Raw genomic sequence first — 10,906 nt, 5'->3', positions numbered from 1 at the left:
TCATTATCAAAGACACATCTATTACCAAGCTCTATGCCGCGATAATCGATTGCACGAGCATAATGAGTTTTCTTTGCAATATCCGCCCCTATGATTTCAATGGTTGCACGCACTTTAGATCATTGCTTTTTTCATGTGAGAGGGTGTTTTTCATCCTCTTTCATATCAAAATTACCCGCTTGAACTAAAAAAGACGAACAGAGGGGCTCATCTTTAAGGGTATTGAGGCACCGTTCTGCGCTTTTCGGTGCTATCCAGCTTCAAGCTGAGACCCTCGAGTCATAAGCCAATCAGTCCATAGAAGAAAAGCACTTCTTACGGCCTGCTCGTCTTATGCTTTTCGGGTCTCTGCCTTCCTATTAATTAGCTTGTTGTTATACATCCCTAATTCATAGTCCTTATTATAAATTCCCTTTGGAAGGCACTGCTTTCAGCTTTTCGGTGTTGTCCAGCTCCGGACTGACACCTTCGGTCGTAAGCCAATCGCCATCAAAAGGTAAAGACAGCCTTTCGCTGCCGCTTTTCTTACGCCTTTCAGGTGTCTGCTTTTCATAAGGTTGATAAAAATATAAAAAGCTAGACATTTAGTCTAGCTTTCGTAAGAAACCCATCTAGAAAAGCACCGTCCTGCGCTTTTCGGTGTTGTCCAGCTCCGAACTGCCATCCTCGAGTCATAAGCCAAGCATCCCTCGGGGAGAAAACCACTCCCCAAGGGCTCCTCGTCTTATGCTTGTCGGATGGCTGCCTTTCTTGTCTATTTTACTTGCTGAAATAATTGGTATTTCATTCTTCTTTTAATAATTTTTAATTGAAAGGCACCGTTCTCCGCTTTTCGGTGTTGTCTAGCTCCGAACTGACATCCTCGAGTCATAAGCCAAGCACCCCTCGGGGAGAAAAACACTCCCCAAGGGCTCTCGTCTTATGCTTGTAGGATGGCTGCCATTCCTTTTATTTCATTTACTGAATTAAATGGTATTTCATTCTTTTTTTAATAATCTTTTCAATGAAAGGCACCGTTTTCCGCTTTTCTTTGTTGTCTAGCTCCGAACTGACACCTTCCGTCGTAAGCCAATCGCCATCAAAAGGCAAGTGCGGCCTTTCGCTGCCGCTTTTCTTACGCCTGTCAGGTGTCTGCCTTTCTGCCTAGTGTTGATTTTTGAAAGAGTTGGCTATACATTCTGCTTCATATTTTTCCCATTGAAAGGCACCGTTCTCCGCTTTTCTTTGTTCCATACGAAACAAGATTTATCGGCAGGTTTTTGGGTTTTTAACTAATTTCTTGCATTTTTCGTGGGATATTGATATAAAATGTCGTTCCCTTTTCTAGTTCGCTTGTTACGGAAATTTTCCCATCGTGGGACCGGATGATATTTTGGGCAATGGCTAGGCCAAGGCCGGTTCCCGAACGTCCCCTTGTTCGGTCTTTATCGGCTTTGTAAAAGCGTTCGAATACAAATGGCAGGTCTTCCTTTGGAATTCCTGATCCGGAATCTTGAACCTTTATCATGAGCCCCCTATGTGCATCCCCGCTTTGCACTATTTTCACAGCGCCGCCTTCAGGTGTATGCCTGATTGCATTATCAATAAGATTGGTTAAGACCTGTTCTATTTTATCAGGATCAAAGGAATATTCAGTTTCCGGCTCGGTTATTTCTACCGTAATTTCAATGTCTTTTTCCTTGGCAAGACCCTGGAATTTATAAACCACTCGTTTTAGGTAAGGTGCAATACTGACTTTTTCGTAATTAAGGGATATATGACCTGCTTCCATGCGGGCCAGATCGAGCAGATCATTTACGAGGCGGCCCATTCTTAAAGATTCCTCATATATTATCTGAGCCATCTCTTTTTTATCTTCTACAGTTCCAATGTCATCGATAATCGCTTCACTGTATCCCTGAAGCATGGCAATTGGAGTCCTCAGCTCATGGGAGACATTGGCGATAAAATCCTTCCGCAGCTTTTCTAAACTGCGCTCTTCAGTCATATCCCGCAAAACAGCTACTGCTCCCCGGATTGACTTATTATTATAGAGAGGACTTACAATTAGAACCCAATAGTGGTTCTGAATAGATATTTCACCAACCTGCTCGCTTTCAAACTCCTCTGTTTGCTCAAAAAGTTTCATCAATACAGATGGAACTGCATCATGGCTTCCTTGTATGAATCCTTTTTCTTTATACCAGTATTGAAGAAAGCGTTCGGCCGGAGGATTTGATGTTAGAATCGTTCCATCCCTGTTAAATGTTATGACTCCATCTGCCATACTGCTTAAAATGCTGGCAAGGCTTTCTTTTTCCTGGCTTAATGCATTGAGATTGAACTTCAGCTGTTTACCCATTTGGTTGAAGGCAGTCGCCAGCTCCCCAATTTCATCATGAGTTAAAATAGGAACCTTAGTATCAAATTTGCCTCGTGCTACTTCAAAGGCAGCTTCTCTCATTTTACGCAGTGGAGCTGTGATCCGGGTCGAAAGGAAAAAGGCAAATATGGTAGTCAATATGGCCGCTACACCTGCAGCAAGCCAGATAAACTTAGTCGTAGAATGCACAGTTGCTTCCATAGCTTCCAGGGATTGAAATAAAAATACAGCCCCTTTTTCTCCATTGAGTTTTACGGGTACTCCTACGATAATTCCTGTAGATGATTTACCATCTGTATTTGCCGGAAGCTCCATCTGCTGATTAATGGGCACTTGGTTTTTCATGACGTTTGATAGTTCTGGATTGTTTCTTATGAATGAAATCATGGCCGATGGGCGGCTGATGTTCTCGGAGGCAAAATCATGTGTTTTATCCTCGATTACGATTACCTTTGTGGCTTTTCCCATCAGTTCGGATGAAATTTTTAAAGCTGTATCCATATCTTCATGCTGGTGGAGAATGGTCACTATTCTGCTCGCTGTCGCGGAAAGCTGTTGTTCAATTTCGTTTTTATGATAATTTTGAAAGAACTCCAGCAATAGAACCGTCAGTATAAATAAGACGAAGGACACTAACAGTAATATGGTTACCCATAGCTTTCCTACTACACTTCTCCAAAGTATCATTCATTTATTACCTCAAATTTATAGCCTACTCCCCAGACTGTGACAATCATTTTTGCAGCATTTTCTGATACCTTGTTTAATTTCTCCCGCAATCTCTTCACATGAGTATCAACCGTTCTTAAGTCTCCAAAAAACTCATAATGCCAGACTTCTTTTAATAATTGCTCCCGGTCAAATACCTTGTCAGGCGATTTGGCAAGAAAGTATAGCAGTTCATACTCTTTAGGAGTCAGCGTTACTTCCATATTCTCAGCCGTTACCCGATGGGCATCATTATCAATTGTTAAATGACGGAAAACAATAATATCTTTCGTGGAAGTTTCAGTTTGAATATAGCTTGTGCTAGAAGCTCTTCTTAACAGAGCTTTGACCCGGAGCACCACTTCCCGAGGACTGAATGGCTTTACAATATAATCATCCGTTCCCGCTTCAAAGCCTTGGACACGGTTAATTTCTTCTCCCTTTGCAGTCAGCATAATTATAGGTGTGGACTTTTTCTCTCTTAACTCTCTGCATACCTCAACACCATCTTTTCCAGGCATCATGATATCCAGCAAAATTAAATCATAATCCGTTTGTATTGCCATCTCAAGCGCTGCTACCCCATCGGAAGCTTCTTCAATAAGATATCCTTCTCTTTCAAGGTACATTTTAAGCAAGCGCCGAATTCTTTCTTCATCATCTACAACAAGGATTCTATATTCCTTTTCCACATTAAAGCCCCCTATTTTTGCTTTTTCTGCTGAAAAAGCAAGAGTATGTATCGTGAGAGTTCATTATCGTTCTGATACTTTTATTATAGTAGAAAAACGGTCTATTTGCGATAGCAGCACCTTTTGCTGCTATTTAAGCCCCTATTGCTTCTCCATTTCCTTTTGACATAATTAAAGGGACTTAAACGATCAAACAGGTCAAGAAAAAATCCAGCCTCAGTATCTCCCCGCTGCACAAAAAACCCCGTTATGTTAAACGGGGTTGTCTGTTATGCATAAGAGTGCAAACCGGCGATAATTAGGTTTACCGCTATCAGGTTAAACATGATAATGACAAATCCTATGACTGCAAGCCAGGCTGATTTTTCTCCATGCCAGCCCTTAGATAGACGCAAATGAAGAAATGCGGCATAAAAGAGGAAAGTTACTAATGCCCAAACTTCTTTTGGATCCCAGCCCCAGAATCTAGTCCAGGCCATTTGAGCCCAAATCATAGCAAAGATCAAAGCGCCTAGAGTAAAAATAGGAAAACCGATTAAAACAGAGCGATATCCTATTTCATCTACCAGATTTAGATCTATTTTTCTAACGAGCGGCTGCAGTATGGCAGCCACCCGTTTTCTAAATATAAGCCGGATAAGAAGATATAAAATAGTTCCTGCTAATAAGGACCAGATAAACGTATTAAGCTTCATAGCATTGATCAATGCCGGAACCTCTGCCAGCGGCTGGAAGGAACCATCTGTCACGGATTCATATTTATGTGGGCCGATCAAAGCAGGCATATGATAAGCAGCTTCTGCTTCCTGACCCCTTTTGTCCACCCAGTTGAACTTTGACTCATAGTCTGCCAGAGAAAATGATGTAGCTACAATAATAAAACCTAAAGTTGCAATGAGACCGAATAATGTGGTCTCCAGCCAAAACGTCCGTTTGCTGCTCTTGGTTTGATCTACAAATTTAATAAGATAAATAAGTCCTGCTGCAAAACTTAAAGCTAAGATAGCTTCACCTGCTGCTGCTGTTGTAACATGGATATGGAGCCAGTCACTTTGCAGAGCTGGAATAAGAGGGGTAATCTCTCTCGGAAACATGCTTGCATATGCAATAACCAGCAATGCAACAGGAAGTGTAAAGACTCCTAGAATAGAAGTTTTATAAATAAAGTAGATGATAATAAAAGCTGCAACCAGCATCATTCCAAAGAAGGTGGTAAACTCGAATAAATTACTTACAGGTGCATGCCCTCCAGCAATCCATCTCGTAATAAAATACCCAATTTGAGATGCGAATCCTATTAACGTTATAACAATTCCAATGAGTGACCATCTGCTTGTCTTTTTTTCTTCTTTGTCTTTACTAATTTTTATAGAACCTGCAAAGAAAAATGTGGCGATTAAATATAAAACAAATGCAATATATAAAAGATTACTGCTTATTTCAACCACTTTGCTGCCTCCCCCTTTTAGGACTTGTCATCAAGCTGGTCTGCCGGTTCATTAAGAGTTGTTCCGCTTAAAATAGAGCTTATCTCTCTTTTGATTCCAAACCAGTTTTTATTAGTATGGGCAGCGATCCATACTTGTCCATTTTTCTTCTGCACCCAGATACGCCGGTGGTTCCAATATGCTCCCTGAATGACACCTATCATGAATATTGTTCCGCCTATGGCTAAATACCATAGAGTCATATCTTTTCTAATGGTAAGCCCCGAAACATTCTGGGTCTCGATGCCGTCAAAAGCCAGCTTATATTTATTATTCTCTTGAGGTTCGATCGTCTGCTGAATCGCTACAAAGCTCGTTTCACCTTTTGGTTTATCCGGTGTTTTCATATTAAAGACAAAAGCAGGATTATTGGGAATTCTGGATTTCGTTATGGGCTCGCTATTTTCACCGAATTCGAAGTCGGGAAAGTAGTTCAAAAGCTCCACCGAATAGCCGCTGCCTAACTCATATTTCTTTTTGGGGTCATATAAATCGACAGTCAGCTTCCCAAAGCTTTCTTCCGTTTTTTTATCAATTAATTTAAATTTCATTTTATGCATTTCATCCAGCTTATAGTCTGTCTGATAAAAAGCAAAATCCTTATATTTCATAGGTTTGTTTACCTGAATGCTGTGAGATTCCACCTGTTTCAGTTCTGGCTGTTCTCCGGGAAGAGTGTTACCCTTCTTTTCATAAAGCACAGCATCTGTTTGGAAGTTCTTAATAACAGCAGGATTTTTTTTCAACGCCTCATTATAGACCTGGTCGTCCTTTTCCTGATCATAGAGCTGACGGATGAATTTTTCGTTTTTCACATAAAACTGACCGCTCGTTCCCGGAACCTCAATCGTTTCTTCCTCTCGGACCCAGACAACTTCATCCACATACATGCCCGGCACAAAACGCAGCAAACCACCGAATAAGAAAATAATAAGACCAATATGATTTACATAAGGACCCCACCGGGAGAAACGGTTTTTCTCTGCAAGAATGCTGCCGTTTTCTTCTTTAATGGAATATCTCTTATTCTTAAGATTTTTTTTAATAGATTCTAAATCTATTTGCCCGCTAGTTTCAGTTATACCAAATAGCCGCTGCCTTTTAAGAAAGCCTTCACGCGGAGCAGTCCTTTGATTCTTTAACGCTTTATAGAGCGGAATTACACGGTCTAAGCTGCAGATCACGAGCGATATCCCAATAGAAGCAATTAATAATAAATACCACCAGGAGCTGTACAAGTTATGAAATCCAAGCTGATAATACAGCTTGCCAAGAGTGCCATATTCATCCTCATAGTAATCCACAGCTGGCATGTTCGGCGGTATGTACATCTCTTGAGGGAATATAGTGCCGAGAGCCGAAGCGATCAGCGTGAGGACAATCAGCCAGATGCCTACTTTTACAGATGAAAAAAAGCTCCATATTTTATCTACGGATGTTCTGTTATAATTTTGCGATCGCCTTGGACTTGCTTCATAGCGCATATCTAGAAGCTTACTGCTTTCGGCTTCTTCCCCAACCACTCTGCCGCATGCTTCACATAAAGCTGTACCTACTGGATTTATGTGTCCGCATTCGCATTTAACTTCTTTCATTTGTAAAACTCCCTAATCAAGGTTTAATTCTATTCATGAAGCTCCGTATTTCCGCTTCTGTCAAACTGCCGGTCATTTGATCGATCACTTTTCCTTCTTTATTAATCAGGAAGGTTACAGGAAGCGGATCAACCTTATAGGCATTTTGCACTTCGCTTTTTCTATCAATCAGTACAGGGAAATCAAGGGCGTACTTATCCACAAACTGTTCAACTGAATAATTGGATTCACCAACATTCACCGCCAGGATTTGAACGCCCTTGTCCTTAAATTCTTTGTATTGGCTGTTCATATAGGGCATTTCCTTTTCACACGGCTTGCACCATGTACCCCAAAAGTTTAAAACAACGCCTTGTCCTTTATAATCTGATAGTTTGTGTTTTGTACCATCTATATCAGTCAACACAAAGTTAGGCGCTTCTGAATTCTTTTCTACTTTATCTTGATTTGCTTTAGTCAGGTTGGCATACAATGCATAAACTAAGGCTGCTGCGAGTATTAGTAATATGATGGTCCTCATAGCAAGCCGCTGTTTCTTTGCCATCCCTTTCCCCCCCAGTTTAAGATTGCTCCCAAAGATTATACCATTATACAATAACCGCTTTTTACGATTATTTGAATTGTTTGTGACAACGTTTTACTTTTTGCCATGGCTTTGCGCCAATGTCCGCAGCTGTTTTACTTCGTGCGGTGTCAGCTCCCTGGAATCTCCCGGCTGAAGCCCGCTAAGATCTAACGTGGCATATCGCTCACGCTTCAATTTGATGACAGGGTGTCCCACGGCTTCAAACATTCTGCGGATCTGCCGGTTTTTGCCCTCGTGAATGCTAATTTCCACTATCGAAGTGCCTTTCTTTTTGTCTGCAGATAGAATTTTAAGCTTGGCTGGCGCAGTCATTCCATCCTCAAGTTTTATCCCTCTTTCAAGCTTTTTTACATTTTCCCTGAACAGGATTCCTTTTATCTTAGCAACGTAGACTTTTTCCACTTCATTTCTTGGATGCATAAGAAGATTTGCAAATTCCCCATCATTTGTTAATAGCAATATGCCGGATGTATCATAGTCAAGTCTGCCTATCGGATATATTCTTTCTTGTACTTCCGGGAAATAGTCTGTTACAGTTTTTCTGCCTTTGTCATCACTGACGGCAGAGATGACACCTCTCTCTTTATAGTGGAGAAAATAAACTGGAACTTCTTTAACAAGCTGGACTTGATTGACCTCCACTTGATCATTAGGTCCTACTTTTGTCCCTAGTTCTTTCACAACTTTTCCATTTACCTTCACTTTTCCATCTAAAATTAACTGCTCGGCATGCCTTCTGGAAGCAACACCTGAATGAGCAATGACTTTTTGTAAACGCTCCATTAATAATTCACCCTTTACATCATACTTCGACAAAAATCTCTAAAACAAGCGATACACAATTATGACATATTTACCGAAAAAAACAAAGCGGAGCCGGGGACTTTATTCATTGAACCAAGTCCTGGGCTCCCGCTTGTTTGGATGCCGTATATTTAGTAGCCAAAAAAGTAGATGACTACAATGATTGCTGCCGTTATGCCGACAAGGTCGGCTAAAAGACCAACCTTTAGGGCATCACCCATCCTTTTTATCCCGACTGCTCCAAAATAAACAGTCAAAACATAAAATGTAGTGTCTGTACTGCCTTGAATGGTGGCAGCCAGCCTGCCGACAAATGAGTCAGGACCATATACAGAAATGAGGTCGCTTGTCATTCCAAGTGCCGCATTTCCGGAAATCGGCCTAATGATAGCGAGCGGCAGTATTTCTGATGGTACTCCAATCAGATCGAAGGCTGGTTTAACGAAATTAACCGCTGCATCTAGAGCGCCTGAAGCTCGAAAAATAGATATGGCAACCAGCATACCAACGAGGAAAGGGATGATGGAAAATGCCATCCCTATTCCTTCCTTCCCGCCTTCTACAAAGCTCTCATATGCTGGCACCTTTTTATAGGTTGCATAAAGTAGGATGAAGCCAATTAAAACCGGAATCATCCACAAAGAGATTACATTGAGCCATGCCATTTCTACTCCCTCCCTTTTCGCTTCCTTCGGTAATAGAAGTATCTATCTATTAATATTCCGCCTATTGCAGATATAACCGTTGCTATTAAGGTAGGAAATACAATATCAGTGGGTGAAGAAGCATGATAGTTCATTCGTATAGCGATAACAGTAGTGGGGATCAGTGTGACACTTGAAGTATTTATAGCAAGAAAAGTAATCATAGACCGGCTCGCCGAAGTTTTATCCCCATTTAACTTTTTTAACTGCTCCATGGCTTTAATGCCAAGCGGTGTGGCTGCATTTCCCAGTCCAAACATATTTGCCATTATATTTGAGACAATATAGCCCATAGCAGGATGGCTGCTTGGCACCTCTGGGAACAGCCTTCTAACTACAGGTTTTGTCATCAGCGAAACTTTTTCAAGCAGTTTAGAATCTTCCGCCACTTTCATGATTCCGAGCCAAAAAACGAGGATACTCATTAGACCTATACATAATGTGACTGCTTCCTTTGCACTTTTAAAGACTGCTTCATTAACCTGCTCCATGGTCCCATTAAACATGGCGTATACGATTCCAATCAGGGTCATGCCCACCCAGATATAGTTAACCATGGCGGATGCCTAGCGCTGTCAGGAAGACGTTTTTCCAGGACTGAATCCACGTCTCCTTACCCTTTTCCTGATATTTTCCATAGAAAATATTTCGGCTGCCAATTTCTTCATCCTCTAAATAAAATGTATGTTTACCCACGATTTCAGGAATTTCTTTTGTACTCTCCCAATCTTCCTGCGGCTTTAGCAATTTCAGTTTTAACGAAATCTGTGTGGATTCATCTTCGGTAAGAGGAAAATAAAAACTATTTTTGGCATATATCTTTCCTTTATATATTTTATTTTTAATTTTGGTTATTTTGCCTGCAGACAATAATTCAGTCAGTTTATAATGGGAAAAAGCATATTCATACATATTCTTATGATCGTCCCAATCATCTCCATCATTTAATGTTACAGCTATCAGCTTTAAACCGTCTTTCTCAGCTGTGGTTACCAGTGTGCGTCTGGCCAGTTTTGTATAGCCTGTCTTCCCTCCGGTGCAATACTTGTAGAGCTGGGTTAACAGCCTATTTTTATTCCTCCAGGAATAATCCCAATTCTCATTTGGATTCGGAGCTTTATGGATTTTGGTTCCCGTAATTTTTCTATATTCACTGAACTTCATTGCATATTTCGTAAGCAAAGCCATATCATAGGCAGAAGAATAGTGATTCTTTGTATTATCCAAACCATGTGGATTGGTAAAGTTTGAATCCTTCATGCCAAGCTCTTCTGCTTTTTGGTTCATTAAATAAGCAAAGCCCTCAACGCTTCCTCCAATATATTCAGCAATTGCTACCCCGGCGTCATTTCCAGATCTCAGCATAAGTCCATAAACCAAATCTTCGAGCTTCATTTTTTGTCCGGGTTTTAAATACAGCGAGGACCCTTCCGTACCAGCTGCATAACTGCTTATTTTTACGTCTTTTTTCATTTTTCCGGATTCGATGGCAAGCAAAGCTGTCATAATCTTAGTGATGCTTGCTATTCTCCTTCGTTCATGGGGGTTCTTTTCAAATAGGATCCTGCCGCTTTCCTGTTCCATTAACACGGCACTTTCCGCACTGACCGATAAACCTGCACCCTTCGCTCCCGATGGAAAGGATGATGATATAAGAAGAAGTATAAATACAAAAATTACTGATTTATGTAAAACACTCATGTTAACGACCGTCTCCTTTTATGTTTTGTACAAGTTTATGCTACAGGACAAAGGTTATGACAAATACATCAGAGAACAAGAAGGGTCTTTTGTTTAACCAACAGGTTGTTTACTAATCATGAGAAGGGGTGCTGAATAAAACCCTGACAATAAAGAAGCGGACCCGCGCACCTGAACTGTAACCCCTAAAATGGACAGTTTAATAAAAAGGCCCTATGCTGCTAATAAATGATCCCGGTATTGTACCGGGGTCATTTTATTTAATCC

The 10,906-nt window shown here is 40.9% G+C and carries 10 protein-coding genes; all 10 read right to left on the bottom strand.

Features of this window, described 5'->3' with window-relative positions; translation table 11 throughout:
- Positions 1-401: 401 nt before the first annotated feature.
- Entirely contained in the window at positions 402-584 is a 183-nt protein-coding gene (locus JOC77_RS20765) for a hypothetical protein (RefSeq protein ID WP_204548456.1), read from the bottom strand.
- 683 nt (positions 585-1,267) lie between these two features.
- Entirely contained in the window at positions 1,268-3,049 is a 1,782-nt protein-coding gene (locus JOC77_RS20760) for an ATP-binding protein (RefSeq protein WP_204548453.1), read from the bottom strand.
- A complete protein-coding gene (locus JOC77_RS20755; protein WP_204548450.1) occupies positions 3,046-3,762 on the bottom strand; it encodes a response regulator in 717 nt (238 codons plus the stop codon). Before JOC77_RS20755 ends, JOC77_RS20760 begins: the two co-directional genes overlap by 4 nt.
- Positions 3,763-4,031: 269 nt before the next feature.
- The gene (gene ccsB / locus JOC77_RS20750; RefSeq protein ID WP_204548447.1) at positions 4,032-5,210 is read right to left on the bottom strand and encodes a c-type cytochrome biogenesis protein CcsB; all 1,179 of its coding nucleotides are present in this window, start codon (positions 5,208-5,210) and stop codon (positions 4,032-4,034) included.
- 17 nt (positions 5,211-5,227) lie between these two features.
- Complete coding sequence (resB, locus tag JOC77_RS20745; RefSeq protein WP_204548444.1) at positions 5,228-6,844, bottom strand: cytochrome c biogenesis protein ResB; 1,617 nt, start codon at positions 6,842-6,844, stop codon at positions 5,228-5,230.
- A gap of 16 nt (positions 6,845-6,860) precedes the next feature.
- Positions 6,861-7,388 carry a thiol-disulfide oxidoreductase ResA gene (resA, locus tag JOC77_RS20740; protein WP_204548441.1) on the bottom strand — a complete coding sequence of 176 codons (528 nt, stop codon included), beginning with the start codon at positions 7,386-7,388 and terminating at the stop codon, positions 6,861-6,863.
- Positions 7,389-7,481: 93 nt separating this feature from the next.
- A complete protein-coding gene (locus JOC77_RS20735) occupies positions 7,482-8,213 on the bottom strand; it encodes a pseudouridine synthase (RefSeq protein ID WP_204548438.1) in 732 nt (243 codons plus the stop codon).
- 152 nt (positions 8,214-8,365) lie between these two features.
- A complete protein-coding gene (locus JOC77_RS20730; protein WP_204548435.1) occupies positions 8,366-8,899 on the bottom strand; it encodes a spore maturation protein in 534 nt (177 codons plus the stop codon).
- Between the two features lie 2 nt (positions 8,900-8,901).
- Complete coding sequence (locus tag JOC77_RS20725) at positions 8,902-9,495, bottom strand: nucleoside recognition domain-containing protein (protein ID WP_204548432.1); 594 nt, start codon at positions 9,493-9,495, stop codon at positions 8,902-8,904.
- On the bottom strand, positions 9,488-10,639 hold the full coding sequence (locus tag JOC77_RS20720; RefSeq protein WP_204548429.1) for a D-alanyl-D-alanine carboxypeptidase family protein: 1,152 nt from the start codon (positions 10,637-10,639) through the stop codon (positions 9,488-9,490). The genes JOC77_RS20725 and JOC77_RS20720 overlap by 8 nt, the downstream gene beginning before the upstream one ends.
- Positions 10,640-10,906: the final 267 nt, after the last annotated feature.

The sequence above is a fragment of the Peribacillus deserti genome (assembly GCF_016909175.1).
Lineage (GTDB): Bacteria > Bacillota > Bacilli > Bacillales > DSM-1321 > Paraperibacillus > Paraperibacillus deserti.
Note: the sequence above shows the minus strand (reverse complement) of the source record. Positions and strands in the feature narration are given on the sequence as shown.